Genomic DNA, 22005 nt, shown 5'->3' with positions numbered 1-22005 from the left:
TCTGCCACCGGGCAAAGCCGGGGTTATTCGCAACAAGCCTGTTCTGCAAGCGACATGCCGGTACGAGCGTCACCCGATCTTGCGAAACTGATTCCGAAAGACGCTTTACGATACTGATTTTCTTAGTCTTTTACACGAGGATCGGACTGCTTCATCCAGCGGGCATTCGATCTGTCGCAATGATCCAGCCTATGCTGCGATGAGCATTTTGCGATCTGCGCGTTCCTGCTGCGGCGAGCGTCCATAGAGTTCGCGATAGCATTTGGAAAAATGCGACGCGGAAACGAAGCCACAGGCCACCGCCACTTCCACCACCGGCATGGACGATTGCAAAAGCAGGTGCCGTGCTCGGTCGAGGCGGATTTCCAGATAATAGCGGGCGGGAGAGCGCCCCATTTCCTGCCGGAACAGACGCTCGACCTGACGGCGCGACAGGCCGATGGTATGGGCGACATTGATCAGCGCCTGCGGCTCGGAGAGGTTGGCCTCCATCATCTCGATGATCGTTAGAACTTTCGAGTTCTGGATGCCAAGGCGCGCGCGCAGCGGCAGACGCTGCCGGTCTTGCGGGCTGCGGACGCGGTCGGTCAGCGCCTGCTCGCAGATTTTGTTGACCAGATTGGCGTCGAAATCATCGCCGATGAGCTTCAGCATCATGTCGAGCGAGGCTGTTCCGCCTGCGCAGGTGTAGATATTGCTGTCGAACTCGAACAGGTCGGCATAGACTTCCGCCTTCGGAAACGCCTCGGCAAAGCCCGGCAGGTTTTCCCAATGAATGGCGCAACGCTTGCCGGAAAGGAGGCCGGCTGCCGCAAGGATATGCGCGCCGGTGCACAGGCCGCCGACCGCGACGCCGCGGTTATATTCTTCGCGCAGCCAGGCGAAGACCGACTTGTTGCGGAATTCCTCGACATAGACGCCGGAACAGACGAACACCATGGACGGGCGCTGCTCGCGTTGCAGATAGCGTCGTTCGTCTTCCAGCGAGGCATTGGCGGCGCAAACCACGCCGTTCGATGCCGTTACTGGCTGGCCATCCGCCGACGTCAGACGCCAGCGATAGGCTTCGTAACCGAGCATGCGATTGGCGATGCGTAACGGCTCGATGGCGGTCGCAAACGCGATCATCGAGAAGTTCGGCACCAGAAAAAAGACAATAGACCGCTTAACCGATGAAGCCTGGTTCATAACCGGACCGTTCCCACTTTATGAAGCACGCGCTGCGGTTCCCGACGCGGCGATGCTTCCGTCTCCGTCACGACTGCGGGGCCTGTTTTTGCCCCGCTTTTTGCCGGTCGCTATCAGACCGGCGATCCCGGCATCATTGCCCGCAAACACTAGGGGAGAGCAATGACGCAAACGGGACAGTGCTTTATTGAGACACAGAACGGTTAGGTTGCAAAGTGCGGCTAAATGCCTGCCGCGAGAAGGTATTTTCATGTCGTGAAAATGAGGGCGAGACAGGCTCGCCCTCATTGGAAAAGAGATGTTTGTCGCAAATCAACCGTTGTGGAGCGTGTTGGCACGCGTGGGTTGGCTCGGTCGGGTCATCGGAAGGCGGTCATCGATTGCGGGCCAGCCGATGTCCTGCCGAATATGTTCCGGCAAATTCTGGATCGAGAGGCGCGTGCGTGCAATTTTGCGGTCGAGCATCCACTGTTCGATCTGGCTTCTTATTTCAGAGTGGGCCTGACGCAGCCATGTAAAGATCGAAGGCGATTCCGACGTCGCTGAACGACGGTCGCGGGCTGCTGTCTGGCTTAGGGCTTGGCCCATAGTTTGGCATTGTGCGGTCATTTTCGGTCTCCTCGGGGCGAGAATGGATTGGTTTGAATGCCTGCTGCAGCGGGATGGGTGTTTTCGATGTGCTTAATGTGCGCTGTGCTTGACGTTCAATCAAACGAAATATAAAAAGTCTTAAGATCAGAAAATTTGATTTATCATCACCGGAGTTCCGTCATGACAGCGCCCGTCCAGCATCCTTTGCCAATGCTCGATATCGATGTCCTTCGCACCTTTGTGGCGATTGCGGACACCGGCAGTTTTTCATCCGCAGCCAATGCGGTGTTTCGCACGCCATCGGCCGTATCGATGCAGATCAAGAAACTTGAAGAGCAGATCGGCGTCGCCGTGTTTGACCGCGATGCCCGTTCGGTGACACTCACCAGCGATGGCGAAGTTCTGCTCGGTTTTGCGCGTCGCCTTCTGGCGCTCAACCGTGAAGCGGTTTCGAAATTTGTCGCGCCGACTGTCACCGGCGTGGTGCGGCTGGGCTCGCCCGACGATATCGGCGAATGTGTTTTGCCGCTCGTCTTGAAGCGTTTTGCCGAAACCCATCCCGGTGTGACCGTCGATGTGGTGATCGATCAGAGCAGCAATCTGCGCAAGCGCCTGGATGAACGGCGTCTCGATGTAACGCTGGTGAACATGTCGCATACGGTGCCCGGCAAGGGGGACACGGAAGTTCTGCTCGATGAGGAACTCGTCTGGGCCGGGGCGAAATGTGGAACGGCTTATCGTCGCGATCCGCTGCCGCTTTCCATCTGGGAAGAGGGCTGCGCCTGGCGCGGCAATGCTCTGGAAGCGCTTGAAAGCTCGGGGCGTCCCTATCGCATCGCTTATATGAGTTCGCATTCTACCGGGCAGCGCGCCGCCATCATGGCCGATCTCGCCATCGCGCCTTTCGCGAAGACCTTGCTTGGCGAAGGCATTGTCGCGCTGGGTTCGGAACATGGCCTGCCGGAACTGGGGCGCTATCAGCTTGGCATGATCATAAAGCCGGAAGCCGGACCACATATCCATGCAGTGGCGGAGAACTTGCGCAATGTGTTCGAAGCTTATCGTCGGACGGGCCGCTTCGAGACTTTTCGTTCTTGCTGATACATCTCACAAGAACTTGTGGGTCTAAGTAATCCCGTCTCTTGTCAGGCCGAAATGTTGCGCTAGATTTCCTCTATGACAGCCGGATGAAACGGCTTCATCGCCAGCTGACAGAGGCGGGGTCCGGGGTGGGCCGATGGAATGCTGGCACGATACAAGCATGTGTGCCCATTGGTTTGGGCTGTAACGACATCCTTATTCGGAGAGACCGCTATGAAACTGACCCGCCTTGTCCCGGTTGCTATTGTTCTCTGTGCCTTCACACTGGCTTCTTGCGCCAATACGGTTCGCGGCGTCGGACGCGATGTAAAAGGGACTGCAAATGCCGTTCAGGAAACGGTTGAATAAGGTTTTAAGCAAAAGGCCCGGGATATGCTCCCGGGCCTTTTTCGCGACGCGCATTATTGCGCGTTGACCAGAAAATAACCCACCTGCATCTGCATATCCGGGCGTGTTTTATAAGCGATGCTCGTCGTGAAGATGCCCGTCGTCGGCAGCGCGATATCGGCATTCGCCAGAAGATTCGCAATGTGGGCGTTGGGCGTAGCGTCGCCAAACCACATGACCAGAATTGGCGCTGTGATTTGCTTGGCCCCATCGGGCGTTTCCGGGTGGACAACTTTCAGCGACGGATCGAAGAGCCGGAAATTGCCCGGTATCTGCGCATTATCGGCCACGATGGTCCTGAAATGTCCGTGGCTGCTGATTTCCGTATAAAGCTGACGATAATCCAGCTGACCGTAGGGCGGCATGCTGGAGCCGTAGACCAGATAATAGGACAGGACCGGCGGAACCAGCAGCGCAACCAGCGCGCCCATTGCTGCATATTCGATGACTGGGCGCTTGCCGATACGGAAGCGCTCCAGACGAAATGCCAGCACAGCCGGCAACAGAAACAGCACTGGCTGAAGCCAGCGGTCCTTGACGTCATTGGCGCCGGTAGCAACGACGCCGACGAAAACCACGAGCAAGCCGACAAGCACGAGGCGACGCATGAATGTCTCGCCGGGCGTGTAGGGCGTGGTTGGCTTTGTGCGCTTTTTGTAATGGATCAGCGCGATGATAGCCGCGATTGCCAGGGCGAGCACAGAGAACAGGAAGGCCGCTTCCACGAAGCTTTCAATGCCGTTCAGCCGGTCGAAGATCGGATTGCCCGATGCGCCCATCTGCAACTTGCCGGAACGGGCGATGACGCTCGATTTGTGCGCGAACATCCATGTTGCCGTCGGGCCGACACAGATCGCGAAGGCAAGCAGGGTGACAGCCGAAAGTTTCGACAGCAGCACAGTTCGATATTCGGGCACTGAAAGCCCAGTTATGATCACCATGATGAGGAAGAACGACGCGTTGAACTTGCCCAGAAGTGCAGCGGTCATGGCAACGCCAAGAAGGGCAGCCGAAATAACGCTGCGCTTGCGCATATGCCAGGCAAAGGCAAGGAAGGTCCATCCGCAACCCGCCGTGCCAGCCACCGAATGGGTCAAGGCGCGCTGCGATTCCCAGCCGATTTGCGGAATGAGAAACAGGCCGAGCATGCTGGCCGAGGCCACGGCGCGCGAAAACCCTAAAAGCCGCATCGCGCCAAAGACGCTGAGGAACAGGCTTGCCAGCATGCCGAACTTCACGATTTGAAGCGTCAGCATCGACGTGCCCAGCACGGAGGCGGCAAGATTGGTCGTCCAGGTATAGAGTGGTGGCTGCGAACCGCCATAACCCCAGTCGAGATAGCCTATATTGGCGAGCTGTTCCGCGTCATCGAGCCCGGCACCGTTGGAGATATAAGTCACCAGAACGGCCTGAAGCACGAAATAGCACACTATAAAAAGAACGGCCCAAGGCAGTCCCAATATTTCTTTGTCTGCGGTAGACGCGGTTTGTCTTAATGCGGTCAAGCTTGAAGTCCCGATGCTGAACGAAATGCCCGGATGGGCGCAAACAGGCTGCTACATGTCACAGGATTATGTTCGGATTTCAATCCGGGTAGCGCCAATCAATCGAAATATGAGGACAATATTTGATAAAATTTTCGTTTACGGCAAAAACCGCGCTGCCTTTCGGCGCACGGTTTTGCCAACTACGCATGGCAATCTCACCGGACTAAACGCTGGTGAGAGATACATAAAGCTCCGGTACGCAATACCAGATCCGGAGCATCGAGAGAGGCTCAGCCTGTCTCGAGCTCCTTTTTATCCGAACATCGTTACCGTACGGTTAGCAGACGATTAAGCAAATCTAAACATTGCCTTTTTTGGGCAAGTTTTTCACGGATGTGATGTTTTTTTACTTGGCGTCGGATTTTGCCCGCAAATGATTGATGATGCCGGAGAAATCTTCGCCACCATGACCTTCACCGTCGAAAAGCGCGTAAATCGCTTCGGCATGGGCACCAAGCGGCGTTTCCGCGCCCGCACTTTTCGCCGCTTCCTGCGATAGCTTGAGGTCTTTCAACATGAGTGCTGCGGCAAAGCCCGGTTTGTAGTCGCGATTGGCGGGGGAGGTCGGCACCGGCCCCGGGACAGGGCAATAAGTGGTGAGCGACCAGCATTGGCCCGACGAGGTTGAGGCCACGTCGAAAAGCGCCTGATGCGAAAGGCCGAGCTTTTCGGCCAGCACGAAGGCCTCGCTGACGCCGATCATCGAAATGCCGAGAATCATATTGTTGCAGATCTTGGCGGCCTGTCCGGCTCCATCGCCGCCGCAATGCACAATCTTGCCAGCCATTGGCTTGAGGATCGGTTCGCCACGCTCGAAGGCCTTGTCGCTGCCGCCCGCCATGAAAGTGAGTGTGCCTGCGGCTGCACCGCCGGTGCCGCCCGAAACCGGCGCATCGATGGAGAGGTGACCGTGGCTGGCAGCGAGAGCATGCGCCTTGCGTGCTGAATCGACGTCAATCGTGGAGCAATCAATGAAAAGCGAGTCTTTACGGGCCGTAGGCGCGATTTCCTCATAAACGGCGAGAACATGCTTGCCTGCGGGCAGCATGGTTATAACTGCGTCTACGTCGGCCACGGCTTCCACCGCGCTCGCGGCGATCTGCAATCCATTGGCGCGGGCTTCTTCAAGATGCTGCGGCAACAGATCGAAGCCGCGCACCGTATGTCCGGCCTTGACCAGATTTGCCGCCATCGGGCCGCCCATATTGCCGAGGCCGATGAATGCGATAGTGGCCATGATAAACTCCTCCGTATAAGTGCTGTTCAGCGCCCGATCATATGCCTTGCAATGATCACGCGCATGATTTCGTTGGTGCCTTCCAGAATCTGGTGCACGCGCAGGTCGCGAACCAGCTTTTCGATCCCATAATCGTGAAGGTAACCATAACCGCCAAAAAGCTGCAGCGCTTCATTGGCGACATTGAAGCCCGTGTCGGTCACAAACCGCTTGGCCATCGCCGACCATTTGCCAGCATCGTGGGTTTTGCGGTCGAGCTTGCTGGCGGCGGCATAAAGCAGCAGGCGCGCTGCCGAAAGTTCCGTCTCCATGTCCGCAAGGCGAAACTGCAGGGCCTGAAAACGGTCGATCGTTTGTCCGAAGGCTCTGCGTTCACCGCAATATTCCAGCGCCTTGTCGAGCGCGGATTGCGCGCCACCAAGCGAACAGGCACCTATATTCAGACGCCCGCCGTCAAGACCCGCCATGGCGATCTTGAAGCCGGTGCCTTCATTGCCAAGCCGATTTTCCACCGGCACGCGGCAGTTGTCGAAAATGACGGTTCGCGTCGGCTGACAGTTCCAGCCCATCTTGTATTCATTGGCGCCAAACGACAGGCCGGGTGCATCTTTCGGCACAATGAGGGTGGAAATACCCTTCGGACCGTCCTCGCCGGTACGCACCATGGTGACGTAGATGTCAGTCTCTCCGGCGCCGGAAATAAACTGCTTGGCGCCGTTGATGACATATTGATCGCCGTCCCGCGTCGCACGGGTGCGAAGGGCGGCGGCGTCCGAGCCGGACCCCGGTTCGGTCAGGCAGTAGCTGGCAAGCCAGTCCATCGCTGTCAGCTTGGGCAGAAACTGCTGTCGTTGCGCTTCGTTGCCGAATGTGTCGATCATCCACGCAGCCATGTTGTGGATTGAAACAAAGGCCGAGAATGACGGGCAGGCCGCTGCGAGCGCTTCGAAAATAAGCACTGCATCCATGCGTTTCAGCGCTGATCCGCCAACATCTTCGCGGACGTAAATGCCGCCCATGCCGAGCGATCCGGTCTCGCGGAGTGCATCAACCGGGAAATGCTTGTCGCGGTCCCATTGCAGCGCGTGGGGTGCAATCCGGTCGCTGGCGAAGCCGCGCGCCATTTCCTGAATGGCAAGCTGTTCTTCATTCAGCTCGAACTGGTTTTGTTCGGCAGCATCCATGGTTTCCTCCCTCAGCTTTGAAAGTTGAGTACCGCTCCTCTGTTGTGGACTAGAGCATAAGACCGGATGGCTGCCAACGCTCTATTGGAATAATCTTGCTCACATTTGTAATAAACTGATGCGCATTTTTGCATAGAAGGTGTGTCGTTGAACGCTTCGGATGTGCTGTAAAGCATAGGCTGCGACCCAGATTGCCATGGCTTGCCGTTTCGGCTACGCAGGTCCTATGGTACGGGCAATTATGTTTCAGGGAACGGGGTCTGATGTCGGCAAGAGCGTGCTTGTCGCTGGGCTCTGTCGTGTGGCGCGCAATCGCGGATTGAAGGTCCGCCCGTTCAAGCCTCAGAACATGTCGAACAACGCTGCTGTCAGTGACGACGGCGGCGAAATCGGTCGTGCCCAATGGTTGCAGGCACTGGCGTCGGGCGTGCCATCCTCGGTGCATATGAACCCGGTTTTGCTTAAACCTCAGACAGATATGGGCAGCCAGATCGTGGTGCAGGGTCAGGTGCGTGGCGAGGCACGCGGGCGCTATTATCAGGAATTGAAGCCGCAGTTGATGGCGTCGGTGATGGAGTCCTTTTCCATCGTCAGTGAAGGCGCTGATCTCGTGCTGATCGAAGGTGCGGGGTCGCCCGCGGAAATCAACCTTCGGGCGGGCGACATTGCGAATATGGGTTTCGCAACGCAGGCAGATGTGCCGGTGGTGCTGGTCGGCGACATTGATCGGGGCGGGGTGATCGCCTCTCTGGTCGGAACCCATACAATTTTGTCGGACGAAGACCGCGCCATGGTGCGCGGTTTCATCATCAACAAGTTTCGTGGTGATATTTCTCTGTTCGATGACGGGCTGGAAGCAATCGAACGCTTCACCGGCTGGCGCTCGTTCGGTGTGGTTCCGTGGCTAAAGGCGGTTTCCAGATTGCCTGCCGAGGATTCGGTGGTTCTGGAGCGCGCCGTGCGCAGTGCTGACAAGGCGCTAAAAGTTGCGGTGCCGATGTTGCCGCGCATCGCCAATTTTGACGATCTGGACCCGCTGAAAGCCGAGCCTGCGGTGGAGGTGGTCATGGTGCCGCCCGGTACGTCTCTTCCGCCCGATGCCGGGCTGGTTGTACTGCCGGGAACGAAATCCACGATCACCGATCTGCTGGCTTTCCGTGAAAACGGTTGGGATCGCGATCTGGTACAGCACGTGAAGCGGGGCGGACATGTGCTGGGTATCTGCGGCGGGTTTCAGATGCTGGGGCGCAGCATCCATGACCCGCACGGTATCGAAGGGCAGGTGCGCGAAGCAGAAGGGCTGGGGCTGCTCGACATCGAGACGGTCATGGAGCCGGAAAAAGTCGTCCGCAATGTGAAGGCGACTTCGCTGCTCTATGATGCGCCGCTCGAGGGATATGAAATTCATGTTGGCCGCACGACAGGTGCGGATATGTTCAGGCCTTTCGCGCGCATCGAAAATCATGATGACGGTGCGATATCTGCCGATGGCCGCATCATGGGCACTTATTTACATGGTGTTTTCGGTGCGGATCGTTTTCGGCAGCAATTTCTCGCAGCGCTAGGTGTTGAGGGCGGAATAGGCAATTACCGCCTGAGCGTCGAAGCGGCGCTGGATGAACTGGCGGAAGGGCTGGAAGCCTGTCTCGATATCGATGCGTTGTTTTCGCTGATCTGACACAACTGTACTCGTTCAGTCTCGATAGTTTCACGTATCAGGGCTATTTTTTGGTCTGATATGACAATAAGTCTTAATTATATATAAATTTCAGATAATTCTAATATACTGTATCGTATAAAAATTTATACTGGCATTTTTACCATCTCGTTTCATTCAAAATATATTTAAAATTATAATGAGGCTATTTTGATATTGAGGTTTTTATATCAAAATCATCATATTGTTTTTCGCCGTCATCTCTACGTATATTCACTCTTGGCGGTCAATGCATTGTTCATTGTTTCGCCTCAGGTCGATTTGATTACCAGCCGATATTTTTTCAAACACGGGGATTTTTCCGCGTCGAATTCACCGGCTTGGGTCGCCCTTAGGGATTTCCACCGTGTCAGTCAGTGTTGGTTGCTGGCTGCAATGCTGGTTTTGATCGGTTTCTACGCGTTGTGGCGGCGCCCCATCCTTTCTATCGCCCCTCACAAGGTGCTTTATGTGCTTCTGACCTTTGCGCTTGGCCCAGGCATCGTAACGCAAAGCCTGAAGTTGCTGATCGGAAGAGCGCGGCCACGACATCTGCTGGAATTTGGCGGCTCAATGAATTTTACACCGGCCTGGCAGATGGCTGCGACATGTAGCAAAAACTGCTCATTTCCGTCGGGAGAGGGCGCTGCTGCGGCTGCGATGCTGTCGCTTTTAATATTCGTTCCTGAACGCTGGCGCGTTATGTCCGCCGCGATTTTCATTCCAATCCTCATGCTGATTTCCATGAACCGTGTTTTCATGGGCGCGCATTTTCTATCGGATGTGGTGATCGCATGGAGTTTGGTGGTGGGCGTGATGTTGTGGCTCTGGCCCAGGATCAATGCCAAGGCGGAGACCATCGACCGCTGGGTTCGGCGCAAGGGGCAATTTCTGCGCCCTCGCGCTGATTGACGGCCTATCAGCAAAGGCTTAATGTCCGCGCATGTGACAGGTTTTCGCCGGACGAATCTGGTGAAACCAAGAGGGAATGCGAAGGACGGACCCAATCAGGGCGTTTCTATCGCAGCCGACCCCGCGACTGTAGAGCGGAGAGGAATGAAGCCAAGCCGGGCAACCGGCAGCCACTGGAACATCACGTTCCGGGAAGGCGGTGACATTACCGACGACCCGCGAGCCAGGAGACCTGCCTGTTGCAGAAGGGTATTTTACCCGCGCCCCATGGGAGGTTTTTCCCTGCTGCCTGCACGGAGGTTGTCATGGCTGCACGTATGAATAATTCTGTCTCCGCTACTATTCCCCTGCCTTTGGCTGCGCGCCTCGGTACGGCGGTGGTCTCCCTGCTTCTCGGCGCGTTTCTTATCTATGGCGTTGGCATTGCGCATTCGGATGCGCTGCACGATTCAGCGCATGATACCCGCCATTCTTACGGTTTTCCCTGCCATTGATGCTTTGCATCGACATTGTGAGCCGCGCCCTTGGCCGGTTTGCATGGGGAAATGACCATATGTCTGTTTTTCTAGGAAGCTGACATTGCAGAGCGTCGGATAGCGTTTGCTACCGACGGGCTTTGCAGCTGGGGAATTGAAATGTTGATCCGTTATCTCTTGGCCACGCTTGCTGCGGGCCTTCTGGCAGGGCTTCTGGTGACGCCTGCCATGTATCTCAAAACCGTGCCGCTGATCATTCAGGCGGAAGTTTACGAAGAGGCGGGCGGCGGCCATAGCCACGGACCGGCGGAAGCCGCGCCGCATGAACACGCCGCTGAGACGCCTGCCCATGACCATGCGGCAACTGCCGCGCCGGAGGAAGAAGGAGCCGGAGCAGAACTGCCTTTCGGTCGCCTTGGCAATACAATCCTCGCCAATCTTGTTGCGGGTGCCGGTTTTGCACTGCTGCTTGGCGGTATCGCGCTGCTGATTGGTCGCCCGATCACCGTGCAGAACGGGCTTTACTGGGGCATGGCCGGTTTCTTTGCGGTGGCATTCTTGCCTGCGCTCGGTCTGTCGCCGGAACTGCCAGCCATGCCTGCCGACGATCTTGCAGAGCGCCAGCTTTGGTGGATTTCGACGGTTGTTCTCAGCGGCGTCGGCCTTTATCTCATCGTGCTGCGCGAAGAAATCTGGGCAAAACTGCTCGGCCTCATCGCCATTATTGCGCCGCATCTCTATGGCGCGCCGCATCCTGAGGATATTGCGTCGCCTATTCCGTCGCTGCTTGCGTCGCAATATGCGGTCGCCTCGCTGGCGACGAACCTGTTCATGTGGGCGGTGATTGGTCTGGCGCTTGGCTGGTTCATCCAGCATTACGCCTCATCGGAACTGGAAGGCTGAAAGCATGGCTCTGCCCGGAAAAATAACCTTTGTTCTTGGCGGAGCCCGTTCAGGCAAATCGTCCTATGCCGAAAAACTGGTTGAAGCCTCCGGGCTTCAGCCGGTCTATCTGGCGACTGGTCGGGCCTTCGACGGAGAAATGGAAAGTCGCATCGCGGTGCATCGCGACCGGCGCGGCACGCAATGGCAAACAGTCGAAGAGCCGTTCGAGCTGAAGGGCGCGCTTTTGCAACAGGCACAATCGTCCAGATTTGTGCTGGTTGACTGCCTGACCTTGTGGGTCACCAATCTCATGATGGCCGAACGCGACATTGCTGCGGAAGGGCGTGATCTGGTGACCGCGCTTTCTGAGCTGGGCGGGCCGGTTGTTTTCGTCTCCAACGAGGTGGGTCTTGGCATCGTGCCGGAAAACCGCATGGCGCGGGAATTTCGCGATCATGCAGGCTTTTTGCATCAGGCCATCGCTGCGGCGGCAGACGAAGTTTATTTCATGGCGGCGGGCTTGCCGCTCAAGATGAAGGGATAATTTTATGCAGGGCCAAAAGATACCGGCGACCGTGATTACCGGGTTTCTCGGATCGGGGAAGACCACGATGATCCGCAATCTGCTTGAAAACGCCAATGGCAAGCGCATTGCGCTGATCATCAATGAATTTGGCGATCTTGGTGTCGATGGCGGTATTCTGAAAGGTTGCGGCATCGAAACCTGCCGCGAGGAAGATGTGATCGAACTCAACAATGGCTGCATTTGCTGCACCGTTGCGGACGATTTCATCCCGACCATGACCAAGCTGCTCGACCGCGCGGATCGCCCGGATCACATCGTCATCGAGACCTCCGGCCTCGCTTTGCCACAGCCGCTTGTGGCTGCCTTCAACTGGCCGGAAATCAAGACGCAGGTGACTGTGGATGGTGTGGTCACGGTGATCGATGCCGCCGCTGTCGCCGAAGGCCGCTTCGCTGATGATCATGACAAGGTGGATGCGCAGCGCGCCGCCGATGAATCACTGGACCATGAAAGCCCGCTGGAAGAGCTGTTTGAAGATCAGATTCATGCGGCCGACTTGATCGTGCTCAACAAGGCCGACCTGATCGATGCCTCAAGCCTCGATAGCGTGAAGGCGGATGTTGCCGAGCGCTCGTCGCGCCGCGTCAACATGGTGCCTGCAAGCTTCGGCAAGCTTGGCGCTGATGTGCTGCTTGGTCTTGGCGTTGGTACGGAAGACGATATCGCCAACCGCAAGTCGCATCATGAAATTCATCATGCCGATGGTCACGAGCATGATCATGATGAATTCGAGAGCTTTGTGGTCGAGGCCGGTTCCGTGTCGGACCCGAAGGCTTTTGCCGAAGAGCTGAAGACCATCATCGCCGACCATGATGTTCTGCGCCTCAAGGGCTTTGTCGATGTGCCCGGCAAGCCGATGCGTCTAGTGGTGCAGGCTGTCGGCCCGCGTATCGAGCATTACTTCGACCGCCCATGGGGCAAGGATGAAGCCCGTTCGACGCGTCTCGTTGTCATCGGCCTGCATGAGATCGATGAAACCGCCATTACCAAGGCCGTGAAAGACGCAGTTTTGTAATGCATCTTCTGCTTGCCCAGAAAGGAACGATCAGCGACGGCAATGAGGCCGTCGATCTCGGCCAGACGCCCGGTGACATTCTGTTCCTTTCCGCCGCCGACACGGAGCTGGCCAGTCTTGCGCAGGCGCACCGCGCTGAGCCAAACGGGCCAAGCCTGCGGCTCGCCAGTTTTCTGAGCCTGACGCATCCTATGTCCGTCGATGCTTATGTCGAGCGGACGGTGCGTCATGCAAAGCTGATTGTCGTGCGCATTATCGGCGGTGAAACCTACTGGCCCTATGGGCTGGAAGCACTTCATGCCTGCGCTGTGAACAACGGCGTCAAGATCGCGGTGCTTCCGGGCGACGACAAGCCGGATCATGGGTTGGATCGCTTTTCGACGGTTGCAAACGCTGACCGTGACGCGTTGTGGCGCTATCTGATTGAGGGCGGCGCTTCCAACATGCGCGCTTTCCTCGATTATTGCGCCGCGCTGATCCACGGCGGCGAAAAGCCAGCCGAAGCCGCGCCACTGCTCAAGGCGGGGCTTTGGTGGCCGGGCGAGGCGGTGGTTTCGCTCGATCTCATCAGCAGTCGTTGGATCGAGAATGCACCCGTTGCGGCAATCGTCTTCTATCGCGCGCTGGTGCAAAGCGGCCAGACTCAGCCGGTTGAAGCACTAATTACGGGTTTGCAGGCGGAAGGCATCAACCCGCTGCCTCTGTTCGTCTCCAGCCTCAAGGACCGGCTGTCCGCTGCCGTGGTGGACGGTGTTTTCGAAGATTGCGCGCCGGATATCGTGCTGAACGCGACCGGCTTTGCCATTTCGTCGCCAGGTGCTGAGCGCAAGCCGACGGTACTCGACAAGCGCGGCAACATGGTTTTGCAGGTGATTTTTTCGGGCACGCCAAAGGCGGTCTGGCAGGCATCGCAGCAGGGACTGCTGGCCCGCGATCTCGCCATGAATGTTGCCTTGCCGGAAGTGGACGGGCGCGTCCTGTCGCGTGCGGTTTCGTTCAAATCGGCGCGGCAGTTCGATGCGGCGGTGGAGGCGAATATCGTCACCCATGAGCCCGATGAAAACCGCGTGACTTTTGTTGCGAAACTCGCGGCGAACTGGGTCCGACTGAAGCGGAAGAAGGCCGGGGAACGCCGTGTGGCGTTAATCCTCGCCAACTATCCCAACCGTGACGGGCGGCTTGGCAACGGTGTCGGTCTGGATACGCCTGCCGGAACGGTTGAGACGCTCAGGGCCATGGCCGATGCGGGCTATCAGACTGGCGAAGTGCCTGCTGATGGCGATGCGCTGATGCAGCTTTTGATGGCAGGGCCGACCAATGCCGCGCGCGATGGGCGCGAGATTCGCGAAACCATTTCGCTCAATCAATACAACGACTTTTTCAAAAAGCTTCCCAATGCGATTCAGGCGGAAATCACCGCCCGCTGGGGCGAGCCGGAAAGCGATCCATTCTACGACCGGGAACGCATTGCTTTTGCGCTGCCGCTGATGCGGCTTGGCGAAACGCTGACCGGCATTCAGCCCGCCCGCGGCTACAATATCGATCCGAAGGAAAGCTATCATTCGCCGGATCTGGTGCCGCCACATGGCTATATCGCATTCTATGCTTATTTGCGCGCCGTGGCGAATGTCGATGCCATTGTTCATATGGGCAAGCACGGCAATCTCGAATGGCTTCCGGGCAAGGCGCTGGCGCTGTCGGAACACTGCTATCCGGAAGCTGTGTTCGGGCCCACGCCGCATATCTATCCGTTTATCGTCAACGATCCGGGCGAGGGCACACAAGCGAAGCGCCGTGCGGGTGCGGTGATTATCGATCACCTGACGCCGCCTTTGACCCGCGCCGAAAGCTACGGCCCGCTGAAAGATCTCGAAGCGCTGGTCGATGAATATTACGAAGCCTCGGGCGTCGATCCACGCCGTTTGTTGCGGCTCAAGGGGCAGATTCTCGATCTGGTGCGCGATATCGGCCTCGACCGCGATGCGGGCATTCACGACCATGACGATGAAGATATGGCGCTGCAAAAGCTCGACGCCTATCTCTGCGATTTGAAGGAAATGCAGATCCGCGACGGGCTGCATATTTTCGGGCAAGCGCCTCAAGCGCGGCTTTTGACCGATCTTCTGGTGGCGCTGGCCCGTGTTCCGCGTGGTGTGCCGGTTTCGCTTGGCGGGAGTGCCGGTGACCAGAGCTTGCAGCGCGCCATTGCGGCTGATGCGGGGCTGGATGAAGGTTTCGATCCGCTGGATTGCAACATGGCCGATCCGTGGACAGGGCCGAAGCCGGAATTGCTGGCCGAGGTTAGTCCGGCGACTTGGCGCATCACGGGCGATACGGTGGAACGTATTGAACTTCTGGCAGCAAAGCTTGTCTCGGGCGAGCAGGCTTGTCCGCAAGACTGGCAACAGACGGGTGCCGTGTTGCAAGCGATCGTCGATCATCTGCGCCCCAGCGTTCTTGCCTGTGGCCCCGCAGAAATCGAAGGACTGTTGGCTGCGCTCGATGGGTGCTTCGTGCCGCCGGGACCATCCGGCGCGCCAACGCGCGGACGGCCCGATGTCTTGCCAACAGGGCGTAATTTCTTCTCGACTGACAGTCGTGCGGTGCCAACACCTGCCGCGTGGGAACTCGGACGCAAATCGGCGGAACTGTTGGTTACCCGCTATACGCAAGACCATGGCGAATGGCCGACCTCCTTCGGTCTCACGGCTTGGGGCACATCCAATATGCGCACTGGCGGCGACGACATTGCGCAGGCGCTGGCGCTGATCGGCGTCAAGCCGGTCTGGGATATGGCCTCGCGGCGCGTCACCGGCTACGAAATCGTGCCGCCCGCTATGCTTGGGCGTCCGCGTGTGGACGTGACCTTGCGCATATCGGGCTTTTTCCGTGATGCGTTTCCCGAACAGATCGCCTTGTTCGACAAGGCCGTGCGTGCGGTGGGAGCGCTCGCCGAAGACGCGGAAGACAATCCGATTGCGGCGCGCATGGCGGCAGAGCAGGTGCGTCTTGTGGCCAGTGGAGTCGATGAAAAGACGGCGCAACGCCGTGCAGGCTATCGCGTGTTCGGCTCGAAGCCCGGTGCCTATGGCGCTGGATTGCAGGCGCTGATCGACGAAAACGGTTGGGTTGGGCGCAACGATCTGGCGGAAGCCTGGCTTGTCTGGGGCGGCTATGCCTATGGCGCGGGCGAGGAGGGGCAGGCAGAGCGTGGCCTTCTCGAAGAGCGCCTGCGTTCGGTGCAGGCCGTCGTGCAGAATCAGGACAATCGCGAGCATGATCTTCTCGACAGCGACGACTATTACCAGTTCGAAGGCGGTATGGCCGCGACGGTGGAAAACCTGACCGGTGCCATGCCAACGGTTTATCACAACGATCATTCGCGACCGGAAAAGCCGGTGATCCGCACGCTTGAGGAAGAGCTTTCGCGGGTGGTGCGCGGACGCGCCTCAAACCCGAAATGGATCGCGGGCGTGATGCGCCACGGCTATAAGGGGGCGGCGGAAATCGCAGCGACGGTCGATTATCTGTTCGCCTTTGCGGCGACCACCGGAAAAGTCGGGAACCATCATTTCGAGGCGGTCTATCAGGCCTATATCGCCGACAAGGCGGTGCATGATTTCATGGCTGAAAAGAACCCGGCAGCGCTGGCGGAAACCGCCGCGAAGCTGAACGATGCCATCGAGCGCGGTTTCTGGACGCCGCGTTCGAATTCAGCGCGGTTCATATTGGAAAATCTTCAGAAGTTGAATCCGGAAAGGGCGACAAATGGCTGAGAAATCTGAAAAACTTCTGTCGATGACGGAAGAAGAGCTGAATGCGCGCCATGCCGACAAGATGCGCAAGAAGAAGGCCGCGCGCGACAAGATACAAGCCACCAAGACCGAGGAAAAGGGTCTTGTGATTGTCCATACCGGCAAGGGCAAGGGCAAATCCACTGCCGGTTTTGGCATGGTGTTCCGCGCGCTCGGTCACGGTATGAAGATCGGCGTTGTGCAGTTCGTCAAAGGATCGTGGGACACCGGCGAACGCTGGGTTCTGGAAAAATTTCCCGATCAGGTGACGATTTCGGCACTGGGCGAAGGCTTTACCTGGGAGACGCAGGATCGCAGCCGCGATATTGCCATGGCGCGTGGCGCATGGGAGCAGGCCAAGGCCATGATCATGGACGAAGAGATCGACATGGTGCTTTGCGACGAACTGAATATTGTTCTGCGCTATGATTATCTGCCCGTGGAAGAGATCATCGAAGTGCTGAAAGCCAAGCCGGAAATGAAGCACGTCATCGTGACTGGTCGGAACGCAAAAGATGAGCTGATAGAGGTGGCCGACCTTGTCACGGAGATGGAAATGATCAAGCATCCGTTCCGTTCGGGCGTGAAAGCCCAGAAGGGGATAGAGTTCTGATCATGTTAGCAAGCTGGCAGTTCTGGGCGTTGATGTCGGCGGTATTCGCCGCGCTGACCGCGATTTTCGCAAAGGTCGGCATTCAGGGCATCAATTCGGACTTTGCAACACTGGTCCGCACCTTTGTTATTATCGGCGCGCTGTGCCTGTTTCTGACGATCACCGGCCAATGGCAAAGGCCGGGTGAGATTTCTGCCAGGTCGTGGCTGTTTCTCGTCCTGTCCGGTCTGGCGACTGGCGCGTCCTGGCTTGCCTATTTCCGCGCCTTGCAAATTGGCGATGCGGCGCGCGTCGCGCCGGTCGACAAGCTTTCGGTGGTGCTTGTTGCGCTGTTCGGCGCTGTGTTTCTCGGTGAGCGCATGTCGACTATCAACTGGTTCGGCATCGTGCTGATCGGCTGTGGCGTGGTGCTGGTGGCGCTACGGGTTTAGAACCCAACCCATTGCCGGAGCGGATTGGTCGGGTCCATCAGAAGGCGCACAGCCAGAGCGAGGCTGACCACGATCAACAGCGGCTTGATCATGCGCGATCCAACCTTCATCGCCAGACTTGCGCCAATCTGCGCGCCGATGAACTGCGCAATGCCCATGCAGATACCGATTTTCCAGTTGATGACGCCGACAGCCGCAAAAGTCGCAAAGCCGCCGACATTGGAGGCGCAGTTCAAAAGCTTCGTATGGGCTGTCGCTTTCAGCACGCCGTAGCCCGCCAGCGCCACGAAAGCCAGCATGAAAAACGATCCGGTGCCCGGACCGAACACGCCGTCATAAAAGCCGATCAGCGGCACGATGGTCATGCCGAACAGGAACGGGCCGATGCGGCGGGAACGGTCGATATCGCCGATATTTGGTTTCAGCGCGAAATAAAGGGCGATTGCCATCAACAGCAGCGGCAGCGCGGCGCGCATGATTGCGACCGGCAGAACTGTTGCGAGCAGTGCGCCGAAAACCGAACCGACGAGTGAAGCAAGCGCTTCCTGCCATTGCTCGCGAATGTTCACGTAACCCTTGCGGGCATAGGCGATTGTCGCCGAAGACGAGCCGAACAGACCCTGCAACTTGTTGGTGCCAAGCGCTTCCACCGGAGGAATGCCCGCAAGCAGCAAGGCGGGAATGGTAATCATGCCGCCACCGCCGGCAATGGAATCGATGATGCCAGCGATGAACGCGGCAGCCGTCAGGAGCAGGGTGAGTGTATCGAAGAATTCTAGCATGGAGAGGGTCCGGGAACTGATGTCGCAACATAACGTTGTTTTCCCGATCCGCCAGCATTAATGATGTGCTTCTAACCACGAACCCGGAGGGGCGCCTATGAGCGAAAGCATCTTCGACCGCATTAGCGCATTTTTGAACAAGAAGAGTGCCGTGCAGCGTGTTGCCGATGATCCGGCGCTGGCTTCCGAATTGCTCCTGCTTCTGCACGTTGTGTTCGCCGATGGCGACCAGCATCCGGCGGAAATTGCTGCCTTCAAGGAAATCGCCTTCAAGAATTTCGGCATCGCGGCGGAAGATATTCCGGAAGTGGCCGAATATCTGAAGGATTTCGCTTACGAAACCACCACCAAGCAGGCCGCCAACATGCTGGCCGAAATGGCGCCCGAACGGCGTCTGTCGTTGTTGCGCGATCTGATGACGATTGCCTGCGCCGATAATCGCATCGATAAATCGGAAACGGTGCTGATCCAGCGTGTTGCCGATGTGCTGGGCATCAAGCGCGAGGAATTGCAGCAGGCGCAACGGGGCTCGCCCTGTGGGGCGTGAGGCGCGGCTTGCCGTTCTGGGGATGGGCAGTTCTTCAGGGGCGACGCTTGGCGAACTGATGGCGCTTGCGGGCACTGTCCTATCCCAGTGTGGTCTGCGCAAACCCGATATGATCGCGACACTGGCATCGAAAGCCGGTGATTCCGTTTGGGCGGAACTTGCCGCTCATTACGATTGTGCTTTGCGCTTCTTCGAGGCGGGGCGTCTGGAAGAAGAAACGCCGCGTCTCGTCAATCCTTCCGAAGCAGTGTTCCGGACTGTCGGATGCCATGGCGTGGCGGAAGCTGCCGCGCTTGCCGGGGCGGGGCCGACGGCAAAGCTCGTCGTTCACAAGACCGGCCTGCTGCACGCCACCGCTGCGCTGGCTGTGGCGGGACAAGAAAACAGGTAAGACAAGTGACCGTTCATTTCATTGGCGCCGGTCCGGGCGCGGCAGATCTCATCACTGTGCGCGGCCTGCGGCTGATCGAAAAATGCCCTGTGTGTATTTATGCAGGATCGCTGGTGCCAAAAGATGTGGTTGCTTCCGCTCCCGCCGATGCGCGCCTCGTCGACAGCTCATCCATGACGCTCGATGAAATCATCGCGGAAATGGCGGCAGCCCACGCGAAGGGGCAGGATGTCGCCCGCGTTCATTCCGGTGATCCGTCAATTTACGGCGCGGTCGCCGAACAGATGCGCAGGCTCGACGCGCTGGGCATTCCATATGATGTGACACCGGGCGTTCCCGCTTTTGTCGCCGCCGCCGCCGCGATGAAACAAGAACTGACGATCCCGGAAGTCAACCAGACGATCATTCTCACCCGCACGTCGATGAAATCCTCGGCGATGCCGGAGGGGGAAGACCTCGCCACGCTTGGTCGTTCCGGGGCCACCTTGGTCATTCATCTGTCGATCCGCAATCTTGGCAAGATCGAACGCGAACTGACGCCGCTTTATGGTGCGGATTGCCCGGTTGTGGTGGCTTATCGCGTCGGTTGGCCGGATGAACTCATCCTGCGCGGCACGCTGTCGGATATTGCCGGAAAGATCGAAGCAGCCGATTTGAAGCGGACCGCGATGATTTTTGTCGGGCGCGGGCTCGATCCGAAGAATTTTCGGGATTCGGCGCTCTATCACGAAGCGCACAGCCATGCGGCGCGCTCAAAATCCGAAGTGTAAGCGAATAAGCCGGATTGTTTCTTCCACTGTCTCCGTGACATGTTCAGCCATGACCGGAGGGCGGGCGATCATCATGACGGGCAAAGCGAGATCGCGCGCGGCCCTGATCTTGGCATAAGATGTGTCGCCACCGGAATTGCGACAGACAATCAGCCCGATGCGCTTTTCCGTCAGAAATTGCGTTTCCTGCGCGTGAGTGCCCGGTCTGGCCAGAACAATTTCACACGTCTTTGGTAAGGGCGCGTCGGTCGGGTCGATCATGCGCATGATGAAATGCGCGTCGGCACGGGTTGCGAAAGGCGCGATATGCTGACGCCCGAGCGCGAGGAACACGCGTTCGCCCGCCGGGATCAGTCTTGCAGCTTCTTCTTCATTGGCCACAGTGATCCACTGGTCGCCATTCTGCTGCACCCATTGCGAGCGCTCAAGCCGGAGCAGGGACGTGCCGGTCAATGCGGTTGCCGTCACCGCATTTTGAGAAATGCGCGCGGCATAGGGATGCGTGGCATCAATGACGTAGTCGATTTTCTCAGCCGTGATATAGGCGGCAAGACCGTCAGCGCCGCCGAAACCACCGCTGCGCACCGGACCGGGCAGAGGTGCCGGATTGGCGGTGCGCCCCGCAAGAGAGGTCATGACTGCAACCGGCCAGGTCGAAAGCTCCTGCGCCAGCTGTGCAGCTTCCGTTGTGCCGCCCAGAATGAGAACCTTGGGTTTAGACACGGGCAAGGATTGTTCCCGCCCGGTCAGTCACGATGATTTCCACATCGACAGGTGCGCCACGGAGAGTCGCGAGCGCGGTTTCCTTCGCCTTGACGGCAATCGGCGTGGCGATATCGATGCCGATTGCCTTTGTCATATCAAGCACTTCCTTGGCGGTGTTCGCAAAGAGAATCCGGTCCTTGAGGTTTCCCGGTGCGCCAGCCTGTTCGGCGATCTCTGCCAGAAAGCTCATGTCCACCTGACTGCGTGCCGAATGCAGGTCGAGCGCACCCTGCGCCAGCTTGGTGAGCTTGGCGAAGCCGCCTGCGATCGTCAGCCTGTCGATCGGGTGATCGCGCAGATATTTAAGCACGCCGCCTGCAAAATCTCCCATATCGAGAATGGCGAAATCCGGCAGATCGTAGATCGCCTGCGCGGCATCTTCCGATGTCGATCCCGTCGCGCCAAGCACATGCCTTTGGCCTGCCGCCCGCGCCACATCGATACCGCGATGAATGGAGTGAATCCAGGCAGAGCATGAGAAGGGATGCACGACGCCGGTGGTGCCGAGGATGGAAATGCCGCCGACAATGCCAAGACGCGGGTTCCACGTCTTCTTGGCGATTTCCTCGCCGTCGGGCACAGAAATGGTGATGACGAGATCGGCAGGGAGGCCGTATTCGGCGCAGATTTCCTCGCAGATTTCGGTCATCATGCGGCGCGGAACGGGGTTGATCGCGGCTTCGCCCGGTGGAATGGGCAGTCCGGCCCGCGTCACGGTGCCAACACCTTCGCCAGCGCGAAAGACCACGCCGGTTCCGGGTGGAGCGGGAAAGACGGTGGAAATGATCGTCGCGCCATGGGTGACATCGGGGTCGTCGCCCGCATCCTTGACGATACCCGCCATGGCGTAACCTTCGCCAAGTCCTTCATAGGCCAGCTGGAAATAGGGCACTTCCCCCTTCGGCAGGATGATTCCAACCGGGTCGGGAAATTCGCCGGTAATAAGCGCCGTCAGCGCCGCCTTGGTGGCAGCGGTTGCGCACGCGCCCGTGGTCCAGCCACGTCTAAGCTCGCTTTTTCCAAGCTTTTTATTGGGGTCTGCGGTTTCGTCACTCATGGATGCCTTATAAAGTATCTGATAGCAGTGCCGCCAGATTTATTAATGGT

The 22005-nt window shown here is 58.0% G+C and carries 22 protein-coding genes and 1 riboswitch; of the genes, 14 read left to right on the top strand and 8 right to left on the bottom strand.

Annotated features, from left to right (window positions below; translation table 11 throughout):
* Nucleotides 1-189: 189 nt before the first annotated feature.
* Complete coding sequence (locus ABWW11_RS08370; protein WP_109369301.1) at nt 190-1188, bottom strand: GlxA family transcriptional regulator; 999 nt, start codon at nt 1186-1188, stop codon at nt 190-192.
* A gap of 312 nt (nt 1189-1500) precedes the next feature.
* A complete protein-coding gene (locus ABWW11_RS08365; protein WP_124916210.1) occupies nt 1501-1797 on the bottom strand; it encodes a DUF1127 domain-containing protein in 297 nt (98 codons plus the stop codon).
* Nucleotides 1798-1959: 162 nt separating this feature from the next.
* On the opposite strand from ABWW11_RS08365, the gene ABWW11_RS08360 reads away from it, so the two are divergent.
* Nucleotides 1960-2880: a LysR family transcriptional regulator gene (locus ABWW11_RS08360; RefSeq protein WP_109369299.1), complete on the top strand. Its 921-nt coding sequence runs from the start codon at nt 1960-1962 to the stop codon at nt 2878-2880.
* A gap of 213 nt (nt 2881-3093) precedes the next feature.
* On the top strand, nt 3094-3228 hold the full coding sequence (locus tag ABWW11_RS08355; RefSeq protein ID WP_010659830.1) for an entericidin A/B family lipoprotein: 135 nt from the start codon (nt 3094-3096) through the stop codon (nt 3226-3228).
* Nucleotides 3229-3281: 53 nt separating this feature from the next.
* Here ABWW11_RS08355 and ABWW11_RS08350 read toward each other — a convergent pair whose 3' ends face one another.
* The 3 genes from ABWW11_RS08350 to ABWW11_RS08340 all read right to left on the bottom strand — a co-directional run bounded on the left by ABWW11_RS08350 (nt 3282) and on the right by ABWW11_RS08340 (nt 7235).
* Complete coding sequence (locus ABWW11_RS08350; RefSeq protein WP_235858884.1) at nt 3282-4667, bottom strand: ArnT family glycosyltransferase; 1386 nt, start codon at nt 4665-4667, stop codon at nt 3282-3284.
* A gap of 493 nt (nt 4668-5160) precedes the next feature.
* On the bottom strand, nt 5161-6051 hold the full coding sequence (mmsB, locus tag ABWW11_RS08345; RefSeq protein ID WP_109369297.1) for a 3-hydroxyisobutyrate dehydrogenase: 891 nt from the start codon (nt 6049-6051) through the stop codon (nt 5161-5163).
* A gap of 26 nt (nt 6052-6077) precedes the next feature.
* On the bottom strand, nt 6078-7235 hold the full coding sequence (locus tag ABWW11_RS08340) for an isobutyryl-CoA dehydrogenase (protein ID WP_109369296.1): 1158 nt from the start codon (nt 7233-7235) through the stop codon (nt 6078-6080).
* 226 nt (nt 7236-7461) lie between these two features.
* Here ABWW11_RS08340 and ABWW11_RS08335 point away from each other — a divergent pair, with 226 nt between their 5' ends.
* The 9 genes from ABWW11_RS08335 (at nt 7462) to ABWW11_RS08295 (ending at nt 17643) form a co-directional block, all read left to right on the top strand.
* On the top strand, nt 7462-8913 hold the full coding sequence (locus ABWW11_RS08335) for a cobyric acid synthase (protein WP_121536348.1): 1452 nt from the start codon (nt 7462-7464) through the stop codon (nt 8911-8913).
* A 189-nt stretch (nt 8914-9102) separates the two neighbouring features.
* Nucleotides 9103-9843 (top strand): phosphatase PAP2 family protein, encoded by a 741-nt coding sequence (locus tag ABWW11_RS08330; protein ID WP_124916209.1) that lies wholly within the window; start codon nt 9103-9105, stop codon nt 9841-9843.
* A gap of 21 nt (nt 9844-9864) precedes the next feature.
* Nucleotides 9865-10097: riboswitch (cobalamin riboswitch) on the top strand.
* A gap of 51 nt (nt 10098-10148) precedes the next feature.
* Entirely contained in the window at nt 10149-10337 is a 189-nt protein-coding gene (locus ABWW11_RS08325) for a CbtB domain-containing protein (RefSeq protein ID WP_109369293.1), read from the top strand.
* 141 nt (nt 10338-10478) lie between these two features.
* On the top strand, nt 10479-11222 hold the full coding sequence (locus ABWW11_RS08320; protein ID WP_319080323.1) for a CbtA family protein: 744 nt from the start codon (nt 10479-10481) through the stop codon (nt 11220-11222).
* Between the two features lie 4 nt (nt 11223-11226).
* Nucleotides 11227-11748 carry a bifunctional adenosylcobinamide kinase/adenosylcobinamide-phosphate guanylyltransferase gene (cobU, locus tag ABWW11_RS08315; RefSeq protein ID WP_109369291.1) on the top strand — a complete coding sequence of 174 codons (522 nt, stop codon included), beginning with the start codon at nt 11227-11229 and terminating at the stop codon, nt 11746-11748.
* 4 nt (nt 11749-11752) lie between these two features.
* Entirely contained in the window at nt 11753-12805 is a 1053-nt protein-coding gene (gene cobW / locus ABWW11_RS08310; protein ID WP_121536344.1) for a cobalamin biosynthesis protein CobW, read from the top strand.
* The gene (gene cobN / locus ABWW11_RS08305) at nt 12805-16581 is read left to right on the top strand and encodes a cobaltochelatase subunit CobN (protein ID WP_109369289.1); all 3777 of its coding nucleotides are present in this window, start codon (nt 12805-12807) and stop codon (nt 16579-16581) included. Before cobW ends, cobN begins: the two co-directional genes overlap by 1 nt.
* Nucleotides 16574-17212 (top strand): cob(I)yrinic acid a,c-diamide adenosyltransferase, encoded by a 639-nt coding sequence (cobO, locus tag ABWW11_RS08300; protein ID WP_109369288.1) that lies wholly within the window; start codon nt 16574-16576, stop codon nt 17210-17212. The genes cobN and cobO overlap by 8 nt, the downstream gene beginning before the upstream one ends.
* A 2-nt stretch (nt 17213-17214) precedes the next feature.
* Nucleotides 17215-17643, top strand: a complete 429-nt coding sequence (locus ABWW11_RS08295) for an EamA family transporter (protein WP_109369287.1) — start codon at nt 17215-17217, stop codon at nt 17641-17643.
* Here ABWW11_RS08295 and ABWW11_RS08290 read toward each other — a convergent pair.
* A complete protein-coding gene (locus ABWW11_RS08290; RefSeq protein ID WP_109369286.1) occupies nt 17640-18425 on the bottom strand; it encodes a TSUP family transporter in 786 nt (261 codons plus the stop codon). The two genes, ABWW11_RS08295 and ABWW11_RS08290, sit on opposite strands and share 4 nt — an antisense overlap.
* A 97-nt stretch (nt 18426-18522) precedes the next feature.
* On the opposite strand from ABWW11_RS08290, the gene ABWW11_RS08285 reads away from it, so the two are divergent.
* Genes ABWW11_RS08285 through cobM form a run of 3 tightly spaced genes read left to right on the top strand, consistent with a single transcriptional unit; the run spans nt 18523 to nt 20133 of the window.
* A complete protein-coding gene (locus ABWW11_RS08285; protein ID WP_109369285.1) occupies nt 18523-18972 on the top strand; it encodes a tellurite resistance TerB family protein in 450 nt (149 codons plus the stop codon).
* Nucleotides 18973-18994: 22 nt separating this feature from the next.
* A complete protein-coding gene (locus tag ABWW11_RS08280) occupies nt 18995-19363 on the top strand; it encodes a cobalamin biosynthesis protein (protein ID WP_109369284.1) in 369 nt (122 codons plus the stop codon).
* Between the two features lie 5 nt (nt 19364-19368).
* Nucleotides 19369-20133, top strand: coding sequence for a precorrin-4 C(11)-methyltransferase (gene cobM / locus ABWW11_RS08275; RefSeq protein WP_109369283.1), 765 nt, complete (start codon nt 19369-19371; stop codon nt 20131-20133).
* On the opposite strand, the gene ABWW11_RS08270 is transcribed toward cobM, so the two are convergent.
* On the bottom strand, nt 20116-20862 hold the full coding sequence (locus ABWW11_RS08270) for a cobalt-precorrin-6A reductase (protein WP_109369282.1): 747 nt from the start codon (nt 20860-20862) through the stop codon (nt 20116-20118). The genes cobM and ABWW11_RS08270 overlap by 18 nt on opposite strands.
* The gene (locus tag ABWW11_RS08265; protein ID WP_109369281.1) at nt 20849-21955 is read right to left on the bottom strand and encodes a cobalt-precorrin-5B (C(1))-methyltransferase; all 1107 of its coding nucleotides are present in this window, start codon (nt 21953-21955) and stop codon (nt 20849-20851) included. The genes ABWW11_RS08270 and ABWW11_RS08265 overlap by 14 nt, the downstream gene beginning before the upstream one ends.
* Nucleotides 21956-22005: the final 50 nt, after the last annotated feature.

This window comes from Brucella sp. NBRC 113783 (assembly GCF_040372265.1).
Lineage (GTDB): Bacteria > Pseudomonadota > Alphaproteobacteria > Rhizobiales > Rhizobiaceae > Brucella > Brucella teleogrylli.
This window is presented reverse-complemented; position numbering and strand designations above follow the sequence as displayed.

Coding starts and splice junctions, on each gene's coding strand:
- ABWW11_RS08360 (WP_109369299.1), top strand. CDS start 1,960: ATGACAGCGCCCGTCCAGCATCCTTTGCCAATGCTCGATATCGATGTC.
- ABWW11_RS08335 (WP_121536348.1), top strand. CDS start 7,462: ATGGTACGGGCAATTATGTTTCAGGGAACGGGGTCTGATGTCGGCAAG.
- ABWW11_RS08285 (WP_109369285.1), top strand. CDS start 18,523: ATGAGCGAAAGCATCTTCGACCGCATTAGCGCATTTTTGAACAAGAAG.
- ABWW11_RS08280 (WP_109369284.1), top strand. CDS start 18,995: ATGGGCAGTTCTTCAGGGGCGACGCTTGGCGAACTGATGGCGCTTGCG.
- ABWW11_RS08295 (WP_109369287.1), top strand. CDS start 17,215: ATGTTAGCAAGCTGGCAGTTCTGGGCGTTGATGTCGGCGGTATTCGCC.
- mmsB (WP_109369297.1), bottom strand. CDS start 6,051: ATGGCCACTATCGCATTCATCGGCCTCGGCAATATGGGCGGCCCGATG.
- cobW (WP_121536344.1), top strand. CDS start 11,753: ATGCAGGGCCAAAAGATACCGGCGACCGTGATTACCGGGTTTCTCGGA.
- cobU (WP_109369291.1), top strand. CDS start 11,227: ATGGCTCTGCCCGGAAAAATAACCTTTGTTCTTGGCGGAGCCCGTTCA.
- ABWW11_RS08370 (WP_109369301.1), bottom strand. CDS start 1,188: ATGAACCAGGCTTCATCGGTTAAGCGGTCTATTGTCTTTTTTCTGGTG.
- cobN (WP_109369289.1), top strand. CDS start 12,805: ATGCATCTTCTGCTTGCCCAGAAAGGAACGATCAGCGACGGCAATGAG.
- ABWW11_RS08265 (WP_109369281.1), bottom strand. CDS start 21,955: ATGAGTGACGAAACCGCAGACCCCAATAAAAAGCTTGGAAAAAGCGAG.
- cobO (WP_109369288.1), top strand. CDS start 16,574: ATGGCTGAGAAATCTGAAAAACTTCTGTCGATGACGGAAGAAGAGCTG.
- ABWW11_RS08365 (WP_124916210.1), bottom strand. CDS start 1,797: ATGACCGCACAATGCCAAACTATGGGCCAAGCCCTAAGCCAGACAGCA.
- ABWW11_RS08290 (WP_109369286.1), bottom strand. CDS start 18,425: ATGCTAGAATTCTTCGATACACTCACCCTGCTCCTGACGGCTGCCGCG.
- ABWW11_RS08325 (WP_109369293.1), top strand. CDS start 10,149: ATGGCTGCACGTATGAATAATTCTGTCTCCGCTACTATTCCCCTGCCT.
- ABWW11_RS08340 (WP_109369296.1), bottom strand. CDS start 7,235: ATGGATGCTGCCGAACAAAACCAGTTCGAGCTGAATGAAGAACAGCTT.
- ABWW11_RS08320 (WP_319080323.1), top strand. CDS start 10,479: ATGTTGATCCGTTATCTCTTGGCCACGCTTGCTGCGGGCCTTCTGGCA.
- ABWW11_RS08355 (WP_010659830.1), top strand. CDS start 3,094: ATGAAACTGACCCGCCTTGTCCCGGTTGCTATTGTTCTCTGTGCCTTC.